Annotated in this window: 11 protein-coding genes; all 11 read left to right on the top strand. The window is 49.8% G+C overall.

Going from position 1 to position 25860, the window contains the following annotated elements:
- Positions 1 to 152: 152 nt before the first annotated feature.
- Positions 153 to 2504, top strand: coding sequence for a family 43 glycosylhydrolase (locus MJZ26_02865; protein MCQ2104712.1), 2352 nt, complete (start codon positions 153 to 155; stop codon positions 2502 to 2504).
- Positions 2505 to 2721: 217 nt separating this feature from the next.
- Positions 2722 to 4302, top strand: a complete 1581-nt coding sequence (locus MJZ26_02860) for a carbohydrate-binding protein (GenBank protein ID MCQ2104711.1) — start codon at positions 2722 to 2724, stop codon at positions 4300 to 4302.
- A gap of 101 nt (positions 4303 to 4403) precedes the next feature.
- Positions 4404 to 6389, top strand: coding sequence for a carbohydrate-binding protein (locus tag MJZ26_02855; protein ID MCQ2104710.1), 1986 nt, complete (start codon positions 4404 to 4406; stop codon positions 6387 to 6389).
- Between the two features lie 258 nt (positions 6390 to 6647).
- On the top strand, positions 6648 to 8447 hold the full coding sequence (locus MJZ26_02850) for a carbohydrate-binding protein (GenBank protein MCQ2104709.1): 1800 nt from the start codon (positions 6648 to 6650) through the stop codon (positions 8445 to 8447).
- A gap of 191 nt (positions 8448 to 8638) precedes the next feature.
- The gene (locus MJZ26_02845) at positions 8639 to 10666 is read left to right on the top strand and encodes a carbohydrate-binding protein (GenBank protein MCQ2104708.1); all 2028 of its coding nucleotides are present in this window, start codon (positions 8639 to 8641) and stop codon (positions 10664 to 10666) included.
- 134 nt (positions 10667 to 10800) lie between these two features.
- Complete coding sequence (locus MJZ26_02840) at positions 10801 to 13425, top strand: carbohydrate-binding protein (GenBank protein ID MCQ2104707.1); 2625 nt, start codon at positions 10801 to 10803, stop codon at positions 13423 to 13425.
- 207 nt (positions 13426 to 13632) lie between these two features.
- The gene (locus MJZ26_02835; GenBank protein ID MCQ2104706.1) at positions 13633 to 14460 is read left to right on the top strand and encodes a TIGR02147 family protein; all 828 of its coding nucleotides are present in this window, start codon (positions 13633 to 13635) and stop codon (positions 14458 to 14460) included.
- Complete coding sequence (locus MJZ26_02830; GenBank protein ID MCQ2104705.1) at positions 14457 to 16121, top strand: hypothetical protein; 1665 nt, start codon at positions 14457 to 14459, stop codon at positions 16119 to 16121. The genes MJZ26_02835 and MJZ26_02830 overlap by 4 nt, the downstream gene beginning before the upstream one ends.
- Before the next feature lie 172 nt (positions 16122 to 16293).
- Entirely contained in the window at positions 16294 to 18468 is a 2175-nt protein-coding gene (locus MJZ26_02825; GenBank protein MCQ2104704.1) for a family 43 glycosylhydrolase, read from the top strand.
- A 198-nt stretch (positions 18469 to 18666) separates the two neighbouring features.
- The gene (locus MJZ26_02820) at positions 18667 to 22572 is read left to right on the top strand and encodes a carbohydrate-binding protein (GenBank protein ID MCQ2104703.1); all 3906 of its coding nucleotides are present in this window, start codon (positions 18667 to 18669) and stop codon (positions 22570 to 22572) included.
- A gap of 193 nt (positions 22573 to 22765) precedes the next feature.
- Complete coding sequence (locus tag MJZ26_02815) at positions 22766 to 25765, top strand: glycoside hydrolase N-terminal domain-containing protein (protein ID MCQ2104702.1); 3000 nt, start codon at positions 22766 to 22768, stop codon at positions 25763 to 25765.
- Positions 25766 to 25860: the final 95 nt, after the last annotated feature.

Here is a 25860-nt window from a genome sequence, read left to right as displayed (position 1 = left end):
TTTTGCTTAAAGACGGGGTTTTGTTCGAGTTGCCCGTTGATAAAAAATCCATAGAAGATGGAATAAAAGCAGGTAGAAACACCTCTTTTATGGATATTTTTATGAGTGTAGAATGGTAAGGGTCGGTGTACCCTTCGAAAAGGAGTTCTCCTATGGGATGTTTTAAGAAGATTTTGGGCGCCGCAGCCTTGATTGGCTCTGCCTTGGCAGGTTCTGCTGTTGCCGCATCCGTTTCCAATCCGTGGATTTATTCCGATGTTCCGGACCTTTGCATTGCCAAGGGCGAGGGCGACAACTATTACATGGTAAGTACCACCATGCACTATGCTCCTGGTGTGCCTATCATGAAGTCTACCGACTTGGCAAATTGGCGTACCGTCAATTATGCTTACCAGACCTTGACCAATAGCGACAACATGAACCTGAACGGCGGCAAGAATGCCTACGGTAAGGGCTCCTGGGCATCCGCTATCCGTTATCATAAGGGCAAGTGGTATATCTTGACTCCGTCCTATACCACCAACAAAACTCATCTTTATATTACCGACGATATCGAAAACGGTCCCTTTACCGAAAAGCTTTTGCCTTTCTATCACGACCCCAGCTTCTTTATTGACGATGATGGCAGTGCCTACGTTGTTTACGGCGGTGGCCAGCTCAGTATCGTAAAGCTGAAATCCGACCTTTCCGGCCCCGATGGCGGATCTACCGTATTGGTGAGCGAAGCCCTGCGTAATCAGACTTCTGGCACTAGCAGCTACATTGTGGCTCTTGAAGGTGCCCACATGGAAAAAGTCAATGGCGAATACTACCTGTTTGGCATTAGCTGGTATGGCCCTTGCCGTACAGAATTGGTATTCCGTTCCAAGAGCCTTAAGAGTGGTTATTCCGGCAAGGTTTTCCTGCAGAACAACGGTGTTGCTCAGGGTAGTATCTTCCAGACCGAAGGTGGCAAGTGGTATGGCTACCTGTTCCGCGATAGCGGTGGCATCGGTCGTATTCCCTATTTGATGGAAGTGGAATGGAAGGATGGCTGGCCCACTGTTGTTGGCGGCAAGGCTCCTTCTACCATCAATTTGCCGAACGCTGTTGATCCTGGCTATGGCATGGTTACCTCCGATGAATTCGACGGTCCGGAGCTTCCGCTGGAATGGCAGTGGAACCACAATCCCGATAACAGCAAGTGGGCTCTTTCCGACGGCAAGCTGAAGATTACCACTGGCCGCGTCGATGGCAAGCTTTATAATGCAAAGAACACCTTGACCCAGCGTACCTATGGCCCCAAGTGCTCTGGCCGTACTCTGGTGAGCGGCAAGGACATGAAGGATGGCGATGTTGCCGGTCTTGTTGCACTTGCAGACTCCCTGGGCTTTGTTGCTCTGGAAAAGAACGGCAACAGCTTTGAAGTGGTTTACTACGAACGTGAATTCAAGATTTCCGGCACTCCTATCAATGGCGACGAAGTTTACCTCCGCATAGACTTCGACTTCACTAGGGACCGCGCAAACTTCTACTACAGCACTGATGGAAAGAGCTGGACCAAGTATGGCAAGGAACTGAAGTTGCCCTATACCTTGGGCATGTTCGTGGGTTACCGTTTTGGCCTGTTTAACTATGCCAAGAAGACTGCCGGTGGTACCGCCGCATTTGACTGGTTCAAGGTTGGCGACGATGTCAACGACGAAATCTACCTGGATGGCGCAATTGAACCTGTTCCCCAGACCGCTCATAACGCTACTCAGACCCCGTGGGCAATTCCGGGAAAGATCCAGATGGAAGATTTCGATGATCCGGGCAAGGGCAAGGATGGCGCCTCCTACTATGATACCGATTCCGAAAATCATGGCGACTCCGACTATCGTAGCAATACCGGCGTTGATCTGTACAAGAAGTCCAACGATCGCGTTATCGTTGGCTACAACGCAGAAGGCGAATGGCTGGAATACACCGTGAACGTAAAGGAAGCTGGCGACTACACCCTGTTTGCCGCTGTTGCCGCCGCAGGTTCTACCTCTAGCTTCAAGTTCTCCCTGGATGGCAAGGACATTACCGAAACCATCGCGGTTCCTGCTGCTAAGGCTGGCGAAGAAAACTACGATGACTACAACAAGGTTTCTGCCAATGTCACTTTGCCCGCTGGCGAACATGTGCTGCGCTTTACCGTAGTTGGTTCCTGGCTTGATATTGACTACATCACCTTCGTGAAGGGTAAGGATGCTACTGACCCGGAACCCATCGTAGAACCGGAAGATCCCGAAGAAGGTGAAGGCGATGACGAAGGCAGTGGTGACCATACCGTGATTGCTTCCAAGATCCAGTATAGTGTTTCCCAGGGCCAGAATTACAATGTATTCAGCTTGACTGGAACGTTCATGGGTAGCATCGAAGCTGCCAATATTCAGCAAATTAGAACACAGACTCGCAACTTGGTCAAGCAGCAGGGTATTTATCTGGTCAAGTCTACCAAGAACGGCCTGATTCATCGTGTGTCTATTACAAAATAGCCGAAATTAGCCGAATTTAGCGGTTTTTATTACCTCGTGGAGTCCCAGGCTTGTTCCTGGGGCTTCTTTTTTATTGTTTGGCTTGTTTTCATTATGGACAAACTGTCCACAAAAGCTAGTTCTGTTTTGGCGCTACACCCTGAAATTTCATTTAATTTATAGAATGGTGGCCCCTGTTATTTGATAATGGTGTCAAAAAGGGGTGTATGGGTATTAGATGAAAAAGGAACTTCTCTTTTCCGCCGTGTTGGCACTGGTTGGTGCGACAGAATCTTTTGCAGGTAATGCAAAGGCCGAAACTTTGAACGGTCGCTCCATTTATGTTTATGCGCCTGCAAACATTGAGAAGAACAAGCCGCTTTTGATTTCCTGCCATGGCATGAATCAGGATGCTGCCTACCAGAGCAATCAGGCCCGCTGGGAAGATATTGCCGATACCGCCCGCTTTGTGGTGGTTTACCCCAACGGCATCAACAAGGGCTGGGATCTTGGCGGTGACAAGGATATCAACCTGATGAAGGACATTATCGACGAAATGTCCAAGCGTTACCAGATTGACCTTTCCCGCGTATACCTGTCCGGCTTTAGCATGGGCGGCATGTTCACCTATTACGCCATGGGTAAGATTGCCGACAAGATTGCTGCCTTCGCTCCTGTTTCCGGTTACATGATGGGCGGCCCGGGCAAGGCTCAGCGCCCTGTGCCTATTATTCACCATCACGGCACCAGCGACGATGTGGTTACCTACAACAACGTGATGACCCACATCAATGCCTACAAGAATCAGTTTAACTGCCCTGCAAATCCCTCTGAAACCCAGACGTTCCCTGCAAATTCCAAGTCTGAAATGTGGGGCCCCTGCGATGATGGCGTTAGCGTCAAGCTTGTAACCTTGGGCGGCAAGGGCCATTGGCATTCCAACGACGAGGCTGTGGTTCATACCAGCAAGTCCATCTGGAACTTTATCAAGAATTACACTCTGGACGGCTCCGTAGATGCAGTAGAACCAGAACCCCAGAAGCCATTCAAGGGTACAGCTATCGCTATCCCGGGTAAGGTGGAAGCCGAAGATTTCGATATTCCGGGCGTTGGCCGCAATGCAGATGGTACTACCAATCAGTCCTTCAGCGTTGCCACTTCCGAAAACAAGGGCGATTCTGACTACCGTAAGGATACCCCGGTAAGCATCTACAAGAAGGCCACCGGCAATGTCATCGGGTATAACGGCGAAGGCAACTGGTACGAATATACGGTTGATGTGAAGGCCGACGGCGAATACACGGTTTACGCCGCTGTTGCCGCCGCAGGTTCTACTTCCAGTTTCCAGCTGTCCATGGACGGCAAGGAAATTTCCGAGAAGGTTGCCGTTCCCGCGGCTGCCGCAGGCGAGGACAACTATGATGATTACAACAAGGTCAGCTTTGACGTGAAGCTTTCCAAGGGTCAGCATATCCTGCGTCTTACCGTCACTGGCGCCTGGTTTGACATCGACTACATGACCTTTGTAGCAAAGGGCGAGGCCGACCCGGAACCTATCGAGACTCCTGCAGTCGATCCAGTTGATCCGGAAAATCCGGGCAATCAGACTGGCGATTCCGATAAGTGCGACGAAGGTGAAAAGTGCGAGGGCTCTCCTGCTACAATTCATTCACGAATCGCCTTAGACGGAGCTACATCCAGAAGTTTTAAGGTTTACAGCCTGTCTGGCGCATTCTTGGGAACGAAGATTCCTGAAAAGGCTGGTATATACATGATTCGTACCGGCAGTGCCATGAAAATGATTCAGGTCAAGAAGTAATCCTTTGACAAAATGTCCATAAAAGGTGTGGCTCTGCCATGCCTTTTTTGCGTTTTAACAGGTAACTTTATAATTGAAATAATTATTAAGGAGTGTACAAAATGTTCGGTTTGAAAAAGTCTTTAGGTGTTGCAGCTATGGCAACTTTGGCCATTGCGGCCTCTGTAAACGCGCATCCCGATAGCTTGGTGCTTACGCCCCCTCTGGGTTGGAACAGCTGGAACGTGTTCCACGAAAACATTAATGAAAACCAGATCAAGGAAGTTGCCGACGCCATGGTTTCTTCCGGCCTTCGCGATGCTGGCTACATCTATCTGAACTTGGATGACAACTGGATGGATACCAAACGCGACGCCAATGGTGACCTTCAGAACCATCCCAAGACTTTTCCCAGCGGTATGAAGGCTCTGGCCGATTACATTCATAAGAAGGGTCTGAAGTTTGGTGTGTATGGCGACCGCGGTAAACGTACCTGCCATCATTACAACAGCAACTGGGACAGTGAAAACGGCTCCTACATGCACGAAGAACAGGATGCCAAGAAGTTTGCCGAATGGGGCGTTGACTACTTGAAGTACGATAACTGCGACCCGGCTCCCGGCTCCAACCAGGAAGCGGATTACACCCGCATGAGTAAGGCTCTCCGCAATTCCGGCCGCGACATCGTGTTCAGCATTTGCGCCTGGGAATATAAGGACTGGATGCCGAAAATCGCCCATCTGTGGCGTACCACTTTCGATATTGGCCCCGAATGGAGATCTACCTCCTGGTACCGCGGCGTTTACGAAATTATCGATGCCAATGACAAGTACTGGAAGATTGCAAAGCCGGGTAACTGGAATGACCCGGACATGCTGGAAGTGGATAACAGAAACCTGACTTACGAAGAACAGAAGTCCCAGATGACCATGTGGTCCATTATGGCGGCTCCCATCATGATCAGTTCCGATGTCCGCAAGATGAGTGATCAGGTTAAGGACCTTTACCTGAACAAGGATATGATTGCCATTAACCAGGACTCCCTGGGCGTTCAGGGCCATCGAATTTCCAATGTGAACGGCAAGCAGGTTTGGACCAAACCCTTGCGCAATGGTGACCTCGCTGTAGCCCTCCTGAATGACAATACTTCTACCCAGACTATCGAAGTCAACTTTAAGGATATTGGCGTAGAAGGCGAAGTGGAAGTCCGCGATGTCTGGCAGAAGAAGGATCTGGGCCTAAAGTCCAGTGTTTCTGCGGAAATCCCGGCACACGGCACCGTATATCTCCGTCTTGTTGTAAAGCCCGTTCCTCGTGAACCCTTTGGCGGTAAGGCAGCAGTCATTCCTGGCAAGATCGAAATGGAAAACTTCGACATTCCGGGTACTGGCGCAGGTAACGCTTCCTTCAACGAAATGGATTCCGAAAACCACGGCGATAGCGATCTTCGCCCGGGTACCGGTGTGGACCTCTACAAGAAGGCAACTGGCGTGATTGTGGGCTACAACCAGGCCGGCGAATGGCTGGAATACACCGTGAATGTCGCTGAAACTGGCACTTACACCATGTATGCCGCAGTTGCTGCCGCAGGTTCCACTTCCAGCTTCAAGCTGTCCATGGACGGAAAGGATATCACTGAAGAAATCCTTGTTCCCAAGGCTGCCGAAGGTGAAGAAAACTACGATGACTACAATAAGGTGAAAGCCAACGTGAACCTGACCAAGGGTGAACATATCCTTCGCTTTACGGTCACTGGCGACTGGATGGATATCGACTATATCAACTTTGTGGCTGGCGAAAATGCGAAGGACGACGCTCCCATCGAAGGCAAGGAAGAAAATCCTGATGATTCCAATGATCCTGCTAATGGAGCGGACGACTCTGGCGACGGTACCGCCATCCATGTCAGCAATGTTGGTTTCAGTGCTGCAACAGTTCGTGAATTCAACGTGTTTGCTGCAACAGGTAAACATCTTGGCCGCGTAACTCTCGGAGCATCTTCTGCAAATGAAGTTTCCGCTTCTCTGAAGGCCGCCGGCTATGCCAAGGGCGTTTACATGGTTCGCGGAGCTAATGGCTCTAAGATCATGCGAGTTCAGGTGAAGTAGTAAATCGCAAGAATTCATAAACGAACTGTTTCAAAGATCCCGGAGAAGTCCGGGATTTTTTTGTCAAGGAATTGCTTTGAAAATGAATCTCAAAATATTCAAAGTGTACTAAGTGTATGTTGATAAAATGACAAAAGAACTTTTTGAAAGCAAGTATTTTTTTGTCGTGAAAACAATATTTTTTTATTGGTGAGTGACCGTGGTGGGTTGCTTACTATGGGAAAATGCCTTGTTGGCGTTTCTATTTGAGAGGAAAATATGGGTTTGAAAAAGGTTTTGGCCACGGCTTCTTTGGTGGCTTCGTTCGTTGCAGCATCTGCTGTCAATTCATTTGCGGTTACAAATCAATTCCGTGGTACAAACTGGGCCGATAAGCGCGACAACTTCGTGTCTGATGTGCTGAAGCTTTCCGGTATGAGCGGAACTGAGAACTATCAGGATGCTTACGCACTGTCCGACCGCGTCATGAGCCAGTTTGTTGAAAAACTGGGCATCAACAGTTTGCGTATTCCTATTAACGAACCTACGGCCTTGAAGGCTTGGGGGTCCTACAAGGGCATTATCGATGGCATCTTGGCCCATGGCCGTATGCTTATCGGTTATTGGGGCCCTGCACAGCCTGCTGGCCCAAAGAACATGGACGACTGGTGGAAAATGTGGGATACCGTCGTTAAGGAATATGGCTCCAATCCCGATGCCTATTTTGAAATTTTCAACGAACCCCACATGTATACCAAGGATCAGCTCCGCAATCTGTACGCGGATTGGCTGAAGCGCTATCCGGATGTACCTCGTGACCACGTTTTGCTGGATGGTACTGGCCTCGCATGGAATGTGCCCGAAATTGCCGATGATTCCCGCTTTGACGGCTGCCTTTTCGCAGTGCACGAATACACCTTCTGGAACATGAGCATTACCACCGAACAGGGCTGGATGAACAGTTTCAAGGGCAAGGTAGGTAAGTACGCCGACCGCACCGTGGCAACCGAATGGGGCGGCGCCATGGGCCCCGGCGACAAGGCTGGCGTTCATTACGAAATCATGGATTACAACGATCCCAATCCCACCAACTACTTCATGGCCTACATTCGCGGTATGTCCGAACAGCTGCGTCAATGGAAGATGGGTAGCTTCTACTGGGTTGGCCTCCGTGACGAAGACTGGTACAGCATGACAAAACGCTCCGGTTCCGGTGCTAACACCACCTTGAGTATTGTGAACCAGTCCGGTGTAGATCGTATGCAGTATTCCTGGACCGATACCGTGGAAGTGAAGCCTGTTCCTCAGGAACCCTTTGGCGGCAAGGCCTGGGCGGTTCCTGGCAAGATCCAGGCCGAGGATTTCGACGTCCCGGGCGTAGGAAAGGATAACGATTCCTATTACGACAAGGACAAGGATAATCATGGTGACTCCGACTACCGCAAGGATACAGGCGTTGATTTGTATAAGAAGTCTGGCGACCGTGTTGTTGTAGGCTATATCCAGAATGGCGAATGGCTGGAATACACTGTCAATGCTGCCAAGGCTGGCGATTACACCATGTTTGCTGCAGTTGCTTCCGACGGGGGCTCCAGCTTTAGCGTGTCTGTTGATGGAAAGGTTGTTGTGGAAAATATCGAGGTTCCCAAGGCCGACAAGGCAGAAGGCGATGAGCAGAACTTTGATGACTACGCCAAGGTCAGCGCGAATGTAAGCCTTACCGCAGGCGAGCATGTTGTCCGTGTAACAGCCACAGCCGACTGGTTCGACATAGACTACTTTACCTTCGTAGAAGGCAAGGATGCTACTGATCCGGAACCTATCGTAAAGGATCCTGTTGACTCTGACGACCCGGATGTTGAACCCGGTGAAGATTGCGTGAATTCCTCTGACGAAGGTTGTGAAGAAGTTATCGCAATTCGCAATCAGGGGCTGTCCATTGTTCCTACGGATTTGTCCAGGGCCCAGTATTTCGATATGCGTGGAAATCGCATTAGCAGAAATGCCGCCTTGGGACAGGGTGTGTATCTGGTTCGCATTCCTGGCGTGAAAAACCTGATTGTTCGTAAGGCAAAGTAAGCCGCTCCCCCAAAAACACGCTTTTTTATCAAAAAACAGGCCTTTTTACCCCGAAATGAGGTAAAAGGGCCTTTTGTCATTTTTGCAAAAGTATTTGCAAAAATGGTGCGTTTTTTCAACAAAGGTGAGGTACTTTTATACATGTGATGTTGTGCATCAGTCCATGAGTCAAATAAAAAAGGACAAAGGGAATGTTTGAAAAAATTAGTGTTAGGTCGCTTCTCTCTATCGCAGCTGTTGCAGCCCTGCCGAGTAGCGTATTTGCTGCAACGACTTTGAACGTAAGCCTTGGCGATAGCATTCGCCCGGTAACCCATGTGGCATCCGGTTCGCTCTACGGCTTTACAGAAACCCTCCCCAGCAACGTGGATGCCGATGTGGCTCCTCTCAAGCCCAATGTGTTCCTGGCTCCTGCACGTAGCGGTAATGGCCGTCAGCAGCCCATTGGCGGTGCATTTTTGATTTCTCCCCGTCTCAAGAATACCACAGCCAAGGTCCAGATTCGTCTTGCTGACATTTTGCCGGGCTGGCCCTATAAGTACCAGAATTGGGATAGCTGGAAAAAGGAAGTTACCTCTGTCATTAACGACAAGAAGTCTTCTGCGGTTCAGAACTTTGATGGTTACGAAATCTGGAACGAACCCAACGATACATGGAAAGGCTCTGATAACTTCGAAAGAGATCTGTGGAAACCCACGTACGATTTGATCCGCCAGTTGGATCCGGGTGCAAAGATTATTGGCCCCTCCTATTCCTACTACAACTCCACCAGGATGGAAAACTTCCTTAGGTTCTGCGTACAGAACAACTGCCTGCCCGATGTAATCAGTTGGCATCAGTGGGGTTCTGAAGGTTTCGTCGGCGCCTTGGAAAATCTGCGTAGCCTTGAAAAGAAACTTGGAATTTCCCCCCGCGCCATCAGCATTAACGAATACTCCGATGGAGAACACTCCTATGAAGGCTGCCCGGGTATTTCTGTTCCCTTCATTGCAAAGTTTGAACGCCACGGCGTTGAAAGCGCTATGATTTCCTGGTGGTTCGTACCGCTTCCAGGTCGTCTGGGTAGCTTGCTCACCGCACAGAACCAGCGCGGTGGTGGTTGGCATCTGTATAAGTGGTATGGTGACATGTCTGGCTACATGGCCAAAGTTACCCCTCCTAACGACAAGAGCGCCGGTGTCGATGGCTTTGCCGCTGTAGATGCCAAGCAGAACTACGCAAGCGTCGTGATTGGCGGAAACACCCTGGGCGATGTCAATGTGGTCTTCGATAAGATCCCGGCCTTCTTGGGCGGCAAGGTCAAGGCCATTGTGGAACGTGTTGTCTGGAAGGACAAGGATACTGCAGTCCCCAAGACCGATACCCTTTCTACCAAGGAATACACCATGAACGGAACCACTCTTACCGTTCCGGTGAATATCGAAAGCAAGTTCTACGGCTACCGCGTTTATCTGACTCCTGTTAATGTTCCTTTGAAGCCCTACAAGGATGTAATTGAACTCCCCGGCAAGGTAGAAGCAGAAAACTACGATGTGGCTGGTCAGGGATTCTCCTACTTCGATAACGATGCTGAAAACAGAGCTGGTGACTACCGTGAAGACGGCGTGGATATCGAAAAGGCTGGCGATAACTATGTAATCGGTTATACCGAAGCCAATGAATGGCTCAAGTACTCTGTAGATGTAGTTACCGAAGGCGAATACGAAATTACCGCAAATGTGGCAGCCGCCTCTGATACCAAGGGCTTCAAGCTGTTCCTGGATGACGAGGAATTGACTGGTGAATATACCATTCCTGCCACAGGTGAAGATTGGAAAACCTATAAGGTCGTGAAAGTTGGCAGCGCCAAGCTCAACGCTGGTAAGCATGTGCTGAAGCTTCAGATTGACGGCCCCTACGTGAACATCGACTGGGTCAATTTTGCAGAACCTGTTCCTGAAGTTCCGGAAATTCCCGAAACAACCGACTCGAGTGAAGTTAGCGATACCAACTCGACTGCTATCGGACAGTTCGTGGATCGTATGAATGGTCTTGGCCTGATGGGCTCCAATGAAGCCTATGCGGTCTTTGGATTGAACGGTTCCTTCCTTGGTAAGGTTTCCGCAAGGGATTTCCAAAGCTTGCACCATGAAGCTCGCAACCTGGTAAAGAAGGATGGTCTTTACATTGCCAAGTCACTCAAGTCTGGCTCTGTAATTCGCCTAAATCTCTCTAAGTAGCTCTTTTTTCAAACAAACCGAACGGTTCCCGTGGACAAGTTGTCAACGGGAACTTTTTTTATGGTCTTTGTTCGGGAAACGTTTGAAAATAATTTTAGGATGGTGTTTGATAAACTGGTGATAACGAGGAAAATATGAAAAAAGGTTTGGTATTTGCTTCAGCTTTGGTTGCGGCTCAGATGTCTGTGGCAGCAACTCAGGCGACATTTTATGTGGCTCCCGATGGAAGCGATGCTGCCAAGGGTACCAAGGATGCTCCCTTTAAGACCATTGGTGCAGCCCAGAAGGCTGTGCGCGCCATTAACGGTTCCATGACCGGCGACATCGAGGTGATTCTTCGCGAAGGCACCTACCAGGTAACCAATACCATTAATTTTGATGAACGCGATGGTGGCCAGAATGGTCATTACGTCCGCTATAAGGCTGCCGAAGGCGAAAAGCCCCTGATTACTGGCGGTATGCCCATTACGGGCTGGACCCTTCACGACGAGGCCAATAACATCTGGAAGGCCGAAGGTGTTGAGGGCCGTTTCCGTCAGCTTTATGTGAACAACCAGAAGGCTGTTCGCGCCTGTTTCCCCAACGTGATTGCGGCAAACGACAAGGGCGTCGGCGGTTTTGACCATGATTTTGTGCGCCTTACCAAGGTGGACTCTACGGGTCGCGCCTTCGATGTGAATGCGGATTACATCAAGAATATCAAGAACATCGAGGATGTTGAAATCCACTTGATGATCGCCTGGTCCGAAAATATCCTGCGTCTTGAAAAGGCCCAGGTGAACGGCGGTACTGCAAAGCTGATTCCCAAGGATCCCGAACGTACCAAGCTGTTCCATCGAGCATATCCTATGCTGGGCACCGCCTTCATGAGCAATCCGCCCAAGCAGCAGGTCTTCTATCTGGAAAATTCCTACGACCTTATTGATGCGGAAGGGGAATGGTACCTGGACGAAAAGGAACATGTACTTTACTACAAGGCTCGCAAGGGCGAAAATGTGCAGACTGCCAATGTGGTGGCTCCCCGCGTAAACACGCTGTTTAATGTCCTAGGTAAGGATACCAAGACCAAGGTGGGCTACATGGCTTTCGAAGGCTTGACCTTTGCCCACTCCAACTATACCCGCCCCAGCGAAGAAGGCTTCTTGGATTTGCAGGCAGCCAACTTTAACGTGGATGTCTTGCCGGATCCGGGTCGCGGTAACTGGGAAAAGCTGAACAGTAATAAGTTTTTACTGTGGCGCCCCGATGCTGCCTTCCGTGTAGAAAACGCCCATCATTTCTTGGTGCAGGGTTGCGTCTTCTCCCAGATTGCAGCTACCGGCCTTGATTTTGTTAGCGGAACAAACGATGACTTGATTCAGGGCAACGCCTTCTTTGAAGTGGGTGCCGCAGGCATTATGCTTGGCAAGTTTGCGCCCGACTCCCTCAGCGAAATTCACGAAGGTTACAACCCTTCCGACAAGGACGAAATCAGCACCCGCGATACCATCAAGAACAATCTTGTGACTAATGTGACCAACGAGCATCAGGGGGCAGTAGGTATTGGCGCTGGCTATCCCCGTTACGTTGTCATTGAACATAACGAAGTTTCCTACACTTACTACTCCGGAATTTCCGTTGGCTTTGGCTGGACCAAGAAGGAAACCGCCATGACCAACAACCACATTAACTGGAATAACATCCACCATATTGCCCGCTTGCTGTGTGACTCCGGTCCGATCTACACCTTGTCTAACCAGGGTACCGGCAGCGAAATCCAGCATAACTACATTCACGACAATGGAACTTCTAAGTGGGCAGACTACTGGAATGTGCCCATCTATCTGGACGAAGGCTCCAGCGGCTTTACCGTGAAGGAAAACGTGTTCAAGAATTCTCCGAGTGGTGTGGGCCAGAACCAGGCTGGACAAAATACTCTTCAGCAGACCAACGATTACTACAACGCCGATGTGGTAAACAATGCTGGCATCGAAAAGGATTTCCAGTACATCCGTAACATCAAGGACATTCCTGTGGCGGATTTCTCCAACATTGTTCCTCAGGCTCCTTTCAACGATGTGGTTCATAGCATTCCCGGTCGCCTGCAGTTTGAAGACTACGACGAAGGCGGTCAGGCAGTTTCTTACAGCGATAAGGATGCTGCAAACCAGGGTGGCGCTTACCGCGAAGACGGTGTGGACGTAGTTGGCCTCGGTTGTGCAGATTCTGCCGCTACGGAAGACTGCAAGGGCTATGCTATCGGCTATACCGAAGCCGGCGAATGGATGGAATACACCGTCAACGTGATTCTCGAAAGCGAATACGTCTTCCGCGCCAACGTGGCCAGCGGTCTGGATGTGGCTGGATTCCAGTTGTTCTTGGATGGCAAGGCTGTAAGCGATACCATCTCTATCCCCAAGGGCGAAGACTGGGACACCTATACCGAAATCAATGGCAAGACCGAGAAATTGGCAAAGGGCGAACATGTTCTTCGCGTCATGATGACGGGCGCTTACGGCAATCTGGATTGGATCCAGTTTGCGCTCACCGAAGCGGAATTGGATGTGCCCGACGGAATTCGCGGAGGCTACAACCTGAATCTGGATGTTTCCAATGTGGGCGCCTACAGGATCTACAATTCCCAAGGCCGCCTGATGGGCAATGTGAATGCCACATCCGCCCGCGAGGCTCGCGACATGGTTCGCAGCCGCGTTATGGACGCCGGTATTTACATGGTGAAGACGCCCAACGGCTCTGCCTTCAGAATGAACGTCCGCTAAGTCCTTCGAGTCGGCCAACGTCATCTTGAAACGAAATCATCCCGAGTTTTTTAAAACTTCGGGATGATTTCTATATGCTACGGATTGTAGTATAAAAATTAAAAATTTTGACATTTGTTTAAACATTTGTTTATTTTTCTTTAATTTCATTGATTTTGTAGTATAAAATCTATTGTGAGCATAGAAAGCAAAACTTAAATTATAGGTATGAAAGAAATCGTAGAATATCACAGCTATCGAAAGTACATGCAGGACTTTTACGAGGAACGCAAGCGCTGTTCCGCCTTTTCCTGGCGTGAATTTTCGAAGATTGCAGGATTTTCTTCGCCTAACTATATGAAGGTGGTTTGCGAAGGCAAGAGCCGCCTCAGCAAGGCGGGGGTAGAGAGCGTGTCCCGCGCCATGGGTTTGGAAGGTTTCCAGGCGGAATACTTTACCGCCATGGTGGATTTCGAGGATGCAAAGACGGAGGCGAAAAAGAAGGCTGCCTTCCAGCGGATGCAGGACATCGCCAAGGAAAATCGGATGCGGGTCATCGATGCCGACGCCTACCATTATTTTGACTCCTGGGTGAATCCAGTAATGCGTGAACTGGCTCCCATTATGCCGGGGGCGAAACCTCTGGAACTTGCCCGCAAATGCTACCCGGTGGTCAGTGCCGCCGAGGTCCGTCACTCCCTTGATTTCATGGTGTCTGTGGGACTTCTCAAGAAAAAGGGTGAGGCGTACGTGCAGACGGAAAAGTCGGTAACGGGCTCTGCCGAGGCGATCCCGCTGGCGCTTCGCTCCATGCACCGCCAGATGTCAAAATTGGCGACGGATGCTATTGACGATCGTGATGTTTCTGAACGCCATATGACGGGAGTTACTTTGGGAGTATCGCCTAAAACTTATGGACGTCTTGTGCGTGAACTGGAAAATTTTCGTCGGAAGGTGGTGGCTATCGCCGCCGAAGAAGATGACTATACTCAGGTATATCATTTGAATTTACAACTGTTCCCTTTGACTAAGGATGTTACAAAGGAGGATACATGAAGATGTTGTTGAAAGAGCTTGCCAATGGTGCGAAATGCATGGGTTCTAAAGCTTCGCAAACTTTTGCAGTTGTGTTCACCGCGGGCTGTCTTGCGTTTTCGCTGATGGCTTGCTCCGATGATAATTCGTCTGGAGTGGTTGATGTATCTGGCTCTACGGATCTTCCTAACGCAGGTCCTATTGCGACAGATACTAACGCAACGGATACCGTTGTTGTTAAACCTTCCAATCCAGATACTTCCGAGACAGATTTCACTACAAATCGTCCTGTGGTGAATTTGACTGATGAACAAATCGCGATTCTGAACGGCGGGCTTGCGGTGCTGTTGGATACTTCGTATGGTGCCGTTCCTGATAGCTGGGATTATGGAGAAGATCAACCGTCTGAGGGGACTGTAACGGTGGATGCGTACAATAAAATCGTGTCGCCTTATGGTGGCTGGGGTTCTGGCAGACATGAATACAGATACAAGAGTGAGGATGGCTTCCGCGAGTGCTATGTGCAGAGTGATTCCAGTGGCTCTGCTGTGTATTCTAGCCGTGAATACAAGACTAACGCTCGATACGACAATATTTTCCATTATGACTACCTTAGTAGCGTCACATCGATGCGTTATACGGTGCTTGGCTCCGACACCATTGTCATTAAGGCCGTAGGAACCTCCAAGATAGAGAAAGGCTTTTGGGGCTTAGACTACAGTTGCACTGAATTCCTTCAGAATTTCAAGGATGATTGTGCTAAGGAAAATGGCCTGTTCAAGGATTTTGGCGATGGTTGCCGAGAGGAGCGTCCGCTGGTTTCTTGTGCTTTCTTCTTGCCCGAAGGAAAGAGCATGCAGTCCTATATTGACATTTATGAACAGGAATTGATTGATTTCTGTATGGCAGATTCTACAATGTATAGTTCTAAGGATGATCCTGACCATGCTCCAGGTAGTTGTGCGGGAGGGTCATTTATCGATGAAAATGGAAATTCTTCTTGGCGAGAGCAGTGCTGGTATCAGAACGGTGAGGAAATGAATTTGGACGAGTGGCGTGAGGATCGCCAGATTGATTCAACCAAGGCCAGCGCCTATGACGAGTGGGCTGATTCGTTGACATTGACTCCCAGGAAATACCTTGAACAGTTTGCAGTGTACGAGGCGGTTGTTGATGGAATTCTTCACCTCTACGATCCGGATTTAGGCTACAAAGAAGGACTTGCCTATAACGGATTCCCTGAAGATCCAAGGGCAGCTTCTTACAAGGAAGAAGGCATGTATCCGTTGCCAGATTCCCTGGTGGGGGTATTTTTCCCGGAAATGGTGAAGAATCCCTTCTGGGGCGATTCCGTGGCGGTGAGTTCCCATCAGTACAAAACTGGCAAACATTCCTTCTATATGGTGGTGGTTAAGGATGTGGGGGAGAAAGGCCATGGATTGACTTCTGTTGCAGCAGACTCTGTACTTGTTACTGACATTGTAAAGGTGGGAAGCTGCCCAGAAGATGTGAATGTTCATTATTCGGTTTTCTTGCTGCAGGCATCCCCGAATTGGGATGTTTCCGACAAGAAAATTGTGAGAAGGTCTGTTGAGGCCCCACTCTGGAACTGTGATGACCCTGAAAGCCTAAAAAAGGTGGATCCCTATAGAGAGTGGATTGCACCGAACGGGCTGAAATAGCATTTTTTGAAGAAAAGCCTTGTTTTTGGCGGTTTTTGACCAAAAATTCCCACTTTTCCTGTGGATAACTTGTCCATGGGATTTTTTGTGCCCTGCTGTATTTTATTCCTAATTAGAGGTAATTTATTAGGGTAATAAACTAGGGGTGTACTCTATGGGAAAGAATGGTTCTATGAAAAAGCTTAAGATTGCTTCCGCTACTTTCGGACTTGCAATGTTCGGTCTTGCAGCTAATGCCATGGCCGATAATCCGTTTATCCAGACATATTATTCTCCGGACCCGGCTCCGGTCGTGTTTGGCGATACCCTTTGTTCCTATTCCGGTAACGACGAAGGCGGTTCCTTCTTTACCATGCATGGTTGGCGTGTTTCCTGCACCACCGATATGGTGAACTGGACTGACATGAATGGCCTCATTCTTGAAGCCGGTGACTTTAACGGCAGCGCCAAGAAGAATGGCGACTGGGCTGCCCAAGTTATCCGTCGTAAGGATTCCAGCGGCAAGTTCAAGTACTACTATTACGTAACCGTAGAATCTACCCGCGGTGGCCGCGCCATTAACGTAGCAGTTTCCGATTACAAGGAAGGCCCCTTCAAGGATGCCCTGAACGGCAAACACTTGGCTGGCCCCAACTGGGACTACATCGACCCTACCGTATGGATTGATGATGACGGCCAGGCTTACCTCTACTGGGGTAACCCCAAGCTTTATTACTGCCCTCTTAAGGACAACATGATCGAATGTGACGGTAAGGAAAAGGTCACCGACATGGCTTCCTTTAACGGCAAGTATACTGAAGGCCCGTGGATTCACAAGCGTGGCAAGAAGTACTATATGATTTACGCTGCCGGTGGCATTCCGGAATCCATTGACTACTCCTGGAGTGATTCTCCTACCGGTCCGTGGGAATACAAGGGCGTCATTATGCCTAGCGCCGAAAAGGGTTCTGCCTTTACGGTCCATTCCGGCATTGTTGACTTTAAGGGCCGTAGCTTCTTCTTCTATCATAACCAGCGTCGCGTTCCCAGTGCAGGCGGTTATTCCCGTACTTCCGCTGTGGAAGAATTTACCTGGGGTGCCGATGGTACCATTCCTACCATCCGCATGACAGACGATGGCGTTACCAAGCCTATCAAGAATCTTGATCCGTATACTCGCGTAGAAGCCGAAACCAAGGCTTGGATCGAAGGCATCACCGTGGATAAGACCGGTGGCTATACCATTATCAAGAATGTGGATGTCGAAGGCAAGACCGTATTCCTTACCAATATGAATGCGGGTTCCTGGACCAAGGTCCGTTCCGTGGATATGAGCGACGGTGCCGACAATATCGTAGTTTGCACCAAGGGCGGTTCTGGTAAGATTGAACTTCATTCCGGTTCTGCAACAGGTCCGCTGATGTCTACCATCGACGTTCCCGCAAGCACTGACTGGCAGGAAAATTCCTTCCCGGTTACTGGGGCAGATGGTGTTGGCGATCTTTATTTCGTGTTTAAGTCAGGCAACTTCAAGTTTGACTACTGGTTCTTCGAAAGCACAAAGCAGGCTGTTCCCCAGGAACCGTTCTCTGGCAAGGCTGCAGCTATTCCGGGCAAGATCCAGGCCGAAGATTTCGATAAGCCGGGCGTAGGTCGTGGCAACCAGTCCTTCAGCGACAAGGATGCCGAAAATCACGGCGACAGCGACTACCGTAAGGATGATGCTCCTGCTGTTGACCTCTACAAGAAATCCAATAACCGCGTGGTCCTTGGCTATGTCCAGGAAGGCGAATGGCTGGAATACACCGTAGACGTTGCCAAGGCTGGCGAATACACCATGTTTGCCGCAGTCGCATCTGCGGGTGGTTCCAAGTTCAAGCTGTCCATCGATGGCGAAGACATTACGGGCGACATTGAAGTGCCTAAGGCCGCCGCCGGCGAAGACAACTACGATGACTATAACAAGGTCAGCGCCGATGTTACGCTTCCTGCAGGTAAGCACATCTTGCGCTTCACCGCAACCGGCGACTGGTTTGACGTAGACTACTTCAACTTTGTAGCAGGCAAGGGCGCCGAAGATGACGAACCGCTTCCTGGCGAAGGCGAAACGGACCCGAATAATCCCGGTGAATCTACTGATCCTGATGGTCCTATCGGAATCGTGTCCAGCGTGAACTACTCTGTTTCTGTGGATTCCAAGTACGACGTGTTTGACTTGACCGGTAAGCACATGGGTCGTGTGAACCTGGGTATAGGTTCTGCTGAAAGCCTGTCTCAGCGTATGAGTGCTGCAGGTTTTGCTCGCGGTCTCTACATGGTTCGCGGCATCAAGAGCCAGAAAATGACCAAGGTGAATGTGGCAAAGTAGTCCAAGATAATTTAGCTAAGTTAAATTTTCCTTAGAAATAAGAGTGCGGCTCAGAAATGAGTCGCATTTTTTTATTCCCGAGAATTGCAATTGGCAATTGGGGCTTTGACAAAATGTCAAGGGTATTTTCGTTTGGGATGGGTATTTTATGCTGGATAAGAAATATTTTTCTTATTGGTGTAAAAAAATGAGGAAACTATGAAGAATTCTTTGAATAAAAGAACAATGGGATTGATGGTTGCGATGTCTTTGGCCGCCTCACTTCCCTCAATCTCCTTCGCCCAAAAGTTTGACGAATGGAATGGAAATCCAAGAACGTTCGGTATAAACGTGCTTTCTCCCCACGTGACGTCCATGCCGTACAACACCTTGGAAGAAGCCTTGAAGATGGATCGCCGTGCTTCTGAATGGTACCAGTCTCTAGCTGGCACTTGGAAGTTCTATCATGTAGAAGCTCCGGCCCAGCGCAATAACGAATTCTTCGCAGACAATTATGATGTTTCCAAGTGGGATGACATCCCGGTTCCTGGCAACTGGCAGATGTACGGTTATGACCGTCCCATTTACAGTAATGTGATTTATCCGTGGAACGCTAAGGACTGGATTAGTCCTCCTGCTGCTCCTACCAAGTTTAACCCTGTGGGCCACTACCGCCGTAACTTTACCGTGCCCAAGAACTGGGATGGTAAGCGCATTCGCCTGCACTTTGAAGGCGTGGAATCCGCCTACTATGTCTGGGTGAACGGTAAGTTCGTTGGCTATAGCGAAAATTCCTTTACCGACCACGAATTTGATATTACAGATAAACTGCGCAGTGGCGAAAACAACATCTCCGTGCAGGTGTTCCGCTGGTGCGATGGCTCCTGGATGGAGGACCAGGACTTTATTCGTTTGTCTGGTATTCAGCGTGATGTGTATATCTACGCTACTCCTAAGATTCATATTCAGGACTTCCAGGCCAATGCCTCATTGGCCAGCAACTACACCGATGGTACCCTGGACCCCAGCATTTGGGTAAGGAACACAAGTTCTGCTGCTTCCGGTACCTATACCTTGGAAATGGGTGTGTATGATGCTTCTGGCGCTGCCGTGGTTACCGACAAGTCTACGGTTTCCATTGCCGCCGGCAAGGAAGAAAAGGTCACCTTTAGTAAGGTTATTTCCGGGGTTAAGCTGTGGGCTTCCGAAACCCCGAACCTCTATACCTTCGTGCTTACCCTGAAGGATGCTTCCGGCAAGACCGTGCAGGTTGAAAGTAACCGTATTGGCTTTAAGAAGGTTGAACTCAAGAAGAATGGCCAGGGCATTACCCAGTTCCTGGTCAACGGCAAGCCCGTGATCTTACGCGGTGTGGACCGTCATGAAATCGATCCGGATTACGGCCATACCATTAGCCGTGAGTTGATGGAACGAGACGTGTTCCTTATGAAGCAGTTTAACATCAATGCTTTGCGTACTTCCCATTATCCCAATGACCCGTACATGTACGATCTTTGCGATAAGTACGGCATTTACGTTCTTGATGAAACAAACTTGGAAACTCATGGTGCAAACGATAAGGTTCCCAAGAGCGATGACAACTGGCGCGACGCTTCTGTGGAAAGAATTTCTTCCATGATTCAGCGCGACAAGAACCACGCTTCCATCATCATTTGGTCTTTGGGTAACGAAGCCGGCTGGGGTGACGTTTTCGGTACCATGCAGAAGTATGCTCACGATGCAGATCCTTCTCGCCCCGTTCACTACGAAGGCGATAACGATCACGCCGATGTTCAGAGCTGCATGTATTGTAGCGACTGGATTGCTGCCACCTACAACAACAATAACAAGCCCTGGATGCTTTGCGAATACGAACACGCCATGGGTAACTCTGTAGGCGAACTGAAAGAATACGTGGACGCGTTCTATAATAACCCCCGCGTATTCGGTGGCTTCATTTGGGACTTTATAGACCAGGGTCTCCGTCGTAACGGCACCAAGTTCTTCAATTTCGGCGGCCTTTGGGGCGACCAGCCTAACGACGACAATTTCTGCGCTAACGGCCTTGTTCTTCCGGATCGTACCTTGCAGCCTGAAATGTGGGAAGTCAAACACCAGTATCGTAACGTAGTGGTTCGCGACAAGGGTGCAGCAAAGGGCGCTGTGGAAATCGAGAACCGTTTTGACTTCGTAAACCTGAAGGACTACGCAACTGCAGTATGGACCTTGAAGGAAGACGGCAAGGAAGTTGCCAAGGGCTCTCTCTCTAGCACCCAGCTAGATGTTGCTCCTTTGTCCAAGAAGGAAATTACCATCGATCTTAAGAAGCCTACTCTCAAGGCTGGCTCCGAATACCATCTGGATATTGATTTCCAGCTGAAGAATAAGCAGGATTGGGCCGATGTTGGCTTTAGCATTGCTCACGAACAGTTCCTGGTGCAGCTAGGTCAAGACAAGGTTCCTCAGCTTGATTTCACCAGCTTGCCCAAGCATAAGGTTTCCGAAGGCAATGGCAAGGCTGTTGTTGAAGGCGATGATTTCTCTGTCACCATCAATACTGCAAATGCAACCATCGAAGATTACAAGCTGGGAGATGTGCAGCTGATTACCACAGGTGGCGTTCCTAACTTCTGGCGAGCTCCTACCGATAACGATAAGGGCTACAACATGGAAAAGGAAAGCGGTGTCTGGCGCAAGGCCGGTAGCACTCGCAAGGTGAACAGCTCCAAGGTTACCAAGGTTTCTGATAACGAAACTCGCTTTGACTTTGACTTGGGTATTTCCGCTGGCTACTCTACCATGAAGCTTAGCTACACCGTTTACGGTTCTGGCGATATTCTCGTAGATTACACCTTTACCCCGGATGCAGCCCAGCCGGCAATTCCCAATGTGGGTACGCTCTTCACCATTCCGGGTGGCTTTGAAAAGGTTCAGTGGTATGGTCGCGGCCCCAGCGAAAACTATGTGGGTCGTCGTGATGGTAGCTATGCAGGCCTGTATAAGGCCAATGTAGATGATTTCTTCGTGCCTTACATGGAAGTTGGCGAAACCGGCCAGCGTAGCGATGTAAAGTGGGCTATGCTTACTAATTCACAGGGCAAGGGCCTTATGGTTGTTGGTTCTCCCCGCATGGAATTCAACACCTTGCATTACACTCCGGAACAGTTGACTGATGTAAAACTTCCTTGGGACCTGAAGCGAGACAAGGAAATTACTCTCCGTGTTGACCTGCAGCAGATGGGCCTTGGTGGCATCAACAGCTGGGGTGCAAAGCCCTTGGATAAGTACAGACTGTTTGCAAAGAATACCTTTAAGCACAAGTTCCGCATTACTCCGGTCCGCGGTGTGATGGAAGATCCTAACGAACTTGCAAACATCGGTTTCCCCAACCTGGAAACCAGCATGGTTACCAATGTGAAGTATCCTTCCATTGAATACGGCGAAGTGAAGGCAGAGGCATTTGCTGAAAACGAATTGCCTGGCACTATCGAAATGGAAAATTACGATAAGGGTGGCGAAGGCCTTGGATATCACGATGCCGATATGACTAACGAGGGCGGCCTCTATCGCGAAGATGATGGTGTCGATATTGTGAAGGCTGGAGACGGTTACGCTATCGGCTATACCCAGGCTGGCGAATGGCTGCAGTTTACCATTGACGTGAAGGAAGCGGGTGATTATCTGTTCCGAGCCAATGTGGCCAGCGGTCTTGATGGTAGCGGTTTCCAGCTGTTCTTGGATGGCAAGGCTGTAACGGATACAGTCAAGATCCCCAAGGGTGAAGACTGGGATACCTATGGCACTGTAGATGGAAAGATTGGTGCAGTCACTGCAGGTAAGCATGTGCTCAAGGTTCTTCTCACCGGTTCCTACGGAAATTTGGACTGGATCAGATTTGGCATGAACGAAGAAGCCCTGCCCATTCGTAACCATGTGGAACTGAATGTAAACGAACCCCAGGAATTCTACGTGTTCAGCGCCAAGGGTAAGATGCTGACCAAGGTGAACGCCATGGACATGAACCAGGTTCGTGAACAGCTTCAGGCACGCAGCATGCAGCCCGGTGCATACATTATTCGTAGCGCAAATGGTGCCATCAAGCAGGTGATTAAGGTTACTCGCTAACTTTAAAAATCCATATTGGTTTTTCCACCAAATAACGGACATCTCGGATGAAAATTCGGGATGTTTTTTTGTGAGGAAATGTGTGGTTGTTGCCTTGACAATCTATCCATAGGATTTTGACGGTTAGGAACTCTTTTGAGTTAATAAAGGGGTATCTTATACCTTGATGAAAAAGGGTAAAAAAGAGGTCATTATGTTTTCTAGAAATTTGCTGTTCGGCTTGGGTCTGAGTTTTGCAACTCTCGCCATTCCTGCTTTTGTTGCCCCGGCAACCGCTGCGCCTGAAACTTCCCATGTACTTTGGTATAATAGCGATGCCGGCACTACCTTTACAAATGCCTTGCCCATCGGTAACGGCTATATGGGCGGCATGGTCTATGGTGGCGTCAGCAAGGATGTAATCAACCTGAACGAAGGCACCGTCTGGAACAGCGGCCCCGGCAGCAATAATGTTTCCAATGGCTATTCCAAGATGGCGGAAATCCGCAGTTCTCTTTTCTCGGGCAACTACGATCGCGCCGAACAGCTGACGGGTCAACTTTCTACTTACGATATTGCAAAGTTCCAGCCTGTAGGCGACTTGGTTCTTGATTTTGGCCACACGGGTACAGATTACCGCCGTGAACTGGATTTGGAAACTGCCATCGCAAAGACCACTTATACCTCTGGCGGCGTCAAGTATACCCGCGAATACTTTGCAAACTATCCTGACAACGTCATCGTCATTCGAATTTCTGCAGACGCAAGCGGCAAGGTGAACTTTAGCGCATCCCTCACAACGCCTCATACCAACAAGAGCATCAAGAATGTAGGTTCCGATGCGTTAACTCTAGATGCAACCATCAATTCCATCAAGTTCCAAACCCGCTTTGTGGTGAAGGCTGACGGCGGTAAGGTTTCTGCAGGTAGCGGCTCCGTCAAGGTAGAAGGCGCAAACTCCGCCTACATCATCCTGAATACAGGTACGAACTTTGTCTCCTTCGATAACGTTTCCGCTAACGCCGGCAAACGCGCCGCTGCCGCCATCGATGCCGCCAGCAAGAAGACTTATGACCAGCTGAAATCCGCCCACCTGAAGGACTATCAGGAACTGTACAATCGCGTGCGCTTGAACCTGGGTACACCTGCGTCCAACGCCGGCGACATTACCTCCAGCCGCGTCAAGAATTTTAACACCACCGATGACCCTTCCTTCGTAGAACTGTATTATCAGTTTGGTCGCTACCTCATGATTTCCAGCTCCCGTAAGGGTGGCCAGCCCGCCAACCTTCAGGGCATCTGGAATAACGAAATGAATCCTTCCTGGGGCAGCAAGTACACCACCAACATCAATCTTGAAATGAACTACTGGATGGTGGAATCCGCCAACCTTCAGGAATGCGGTGTACCGCTGTTCGACAAGATCAAGTCCCTGGTCACTCAAGGCTCTAAGACTGCAAAGACCATCTGGGGCACCGACAAGGGCTGGGTGGTTCATCACAATACCGACCTTTGGAACCGCACAGGACCTGTGGACGGCTCCTGGGGTGTATGGCCCTCTGGCGCGGGCTGGCTCAGCACCCACCTGTGGGAACATTACCTCTTTACCGGCGATAAACAGTTCCTGAAGGATGCCTACTCCACCATGAAGGGCGCCGCAGAATTTTACCTATCCACTATGGTGGAAGAACCTGTCAGCGGCCACAAGTATCTGGTGACGGCTCCCAGCGACTCTCCGGAAAATACCCACGGCAAGTACAACGTCTGCTTTGGCCCAACTATGGACATCCAGATTGCCCGCGACGCCTTCAATAACGCCATCGAGGCTTCCAAGATTCTTGGCGTTGACGAAGACCTTCGTGCCGAATTTGAAAATGCGGTAAAGCGCCTGCCCCCCAATCAAATCGGCAAGTACAAGCAGCTGATGGAATGGTTCGAAGACTGGGACGATCCTCGTAGCGATCACCGTCATGTTTCCCACCTGTATGGAATGTTCCCCAGTGCCCAGATTTCTGTAGACGGCACTCCTGAATTTGCAGAAGCTGCAAAGACCACGTTGACCCAGCGTGGCGACAATGCCACGGGCTGGTCCCTGGCCTGGAAAATCAACCTGTGGGCCCGTTTGCAGGATGGCGATCATGCCTACAAGCTGGTTCGCAACTTGCTTACTCCGGACCGTACCTACAACAACCTCTTTGATGCCCATCCGCCGTTCCAGATTGACGGAAACTTCGGCGCGGTTTCGGGCATTAACGAAATGTTCATCCAGAGTCAAGGCGGAAAAATTCGCATTCTGCCTGCGCTGCCTTCTAAATGGTCCAGCGGTTCTGTGGCTGGCCTTAAGGCGCGAGGCGATATCACCGTGGATTCCTTGGCCTGGAAAGATGGCAAGTTGACTTACCTCGGCTTAAGCGCCGGTAACAAGGAAACGGTGAACATCGAGTACAATGGCAATCTCCAGAGTTTTACTTCGGTTGCTGGCGGAAACTACCAGTTTGATGGAAACCTGAAGTTGACCAATCAGCCTTTTGAAGCGATTGCCATTCCGGGCAAGATCCAGGCGGAAGATTACACGGCAATGGACGGCGTCCAGATTGAACCTGATGAATCCGGCGAACCTAACATTGGCTGGATCAATGATGGGGACTGGTCTGAATACCTTATCAAGGTTCCGGCTGCAGGTTCCTATAACTTGAAAGTTCGAGCCGCTTCCGGTGCCGATGCCAAGAGCAGTATCGTGGTCAAGGATTCTACAGGCAAGGAGCTGGGAACCCTTACGGTGGACCCTGAAAAGACAAAGGGATGGAACGACTGGTACGAGGTGGAAACCAAGATCTCCCTTGCAGAGGGCGAGCAGGTTCTTCGCTTTGAATATACTGGTGAAAGTTCCTTCCTGATGAACGTAGACTGGTTCAGCCTGGAGGCGGATTCCACAACGTCCATTGCTTTCACTCAGGTGGTCTCTGGCTTGGAAGTTTCTCCTGTACCCATGTCCCGCGCCTCTGTTGCCCTCATGGTAAAGGCTCCTGCAGGCAGAAGCTTCGAGGTTCGTCTTCTCGATGTCAATGGCAAGCTGGTGGACGTTTCCCGCGGCCTCGGCGGTACTTCCTCTCTGGTGGAATTCGGCGCATCAAGTCCTCTTCCTCAGGGTAACTACATCGCCATCGTCAAGAGCGGTTCCTTCCAAAAAACGCTTCGCGTCTCAGCCTATTAATCTGTCGGACGTTAGTACTAAACCTCAGAAAGGAGGATATTAGTACTAGCGTTTGTTGTATTGTAGAGGGACGACTAGTACTAAAATGCATGTAA

Source organism: Fibrobacter sp., from assembly GCA_024398965.1.
Classification (GTDB): domain Bacteria; phylum Fibrobacterota; class Fibrobacteria; order Fibrobacterales; family Fibrobacteraceae; genus Fibrobacter.
This window is presented reverse-complemented; position numbering and strand designations above follow the sequence as displayed.